Origin of the sequence: Xenorhabdus entomophaga (assembly GCF_037996725.1) — a bacterium.
GTDB classification, from domain to species: domain Bacteria; phylum Pseudomonadota; class Gammaproteobacteria; order Enterobacterales; family Enterobacteriaceae; genus Xenorhabdus; species Xenorhabdus khoisanae.
In genome coordinates this window covers 1-733 of record NZ_JBBMXH010000291.1, presented here as the reverse complement: position 1 = coordinate 733, position 733 = coordinate 1, and the positions used below count along the sequence as shown (strand labels likewise).

Sequence of the window (733 nt, the reverse complement as noted above, 5' to 3'; positions counted from 1 at the left end):
ATATCGTCGTGAAGCTCACCCTGATTGCCTTTTAACGCCAGCACATAATCGGCTTTGTTCTCAACAATCTGGTCAGCAATTTTGTACTGGCAGCCCATCGCGTCAATCGTGATGGTAGCCCCTTCAATATCCAACAGCGCCAGCAATTTGGGCAGTGCAGTGACTTCGTTCGATTTATCGGAGACTTTCACCTGACCAAAGCAGAGTTGATTCTCGACTGACCAGGCGCTGACCAGATGAAGAGCCGAAGCGCCATTGGCGTTATCGAGTGTTCCCCGCAATGTTTTGCCATCCAGGGCGATAATGTCACCCGATATTTTGGCTAACCTGTTCACCCATTGGATAAAAGCTGCCTCAAACTCTTGGGGATCAAGCCGGTTTATCACATCGTGAAAGGTGTCATGGCTGGGGATGCCATTTGGGAGTTCCAGAAATTGCCGAAACCAGGCTTCTTTGGATTTGCCGTACTCCTCAATCGCATTGAAACCTTCACAACCACAGAGCACGGCACAAATCGAGATGGTCAGAATATCGATAAGAGCATATTGCTTAGTTCGGTTAACACGCGGATCGGTGAGATCCCCAAAGGCATGGCTAATCGTGGTTGCTTGCATGGCAGTTTCTACCGTAATCATTAACAGGGTGCTGATGATAAATCACAAATAAATAGTGGTCTTGTCCTATTTCAATGTATCGAGTCACCATGTTGGTCAATTTAGACCCGTTTGCCCTG

At 47.6% G+C, this 733-nt stretch carries 1 protein-coding gene; it reads right to left on the bottom strand.

All coding sequences use genetic code 11. From position 1 onward, the window contains the following. Window positions 1-635, bottom strand: a 635-nt coding sequence (locus AAC854_RS22830) for an ISAs1 family transposase (protein ID WP_340619089.1), incomplete at its 3' end; no start/stop codon positions are given. Between the last annotated feature and the right edge of the window lie 98 nt (window positions 636-733).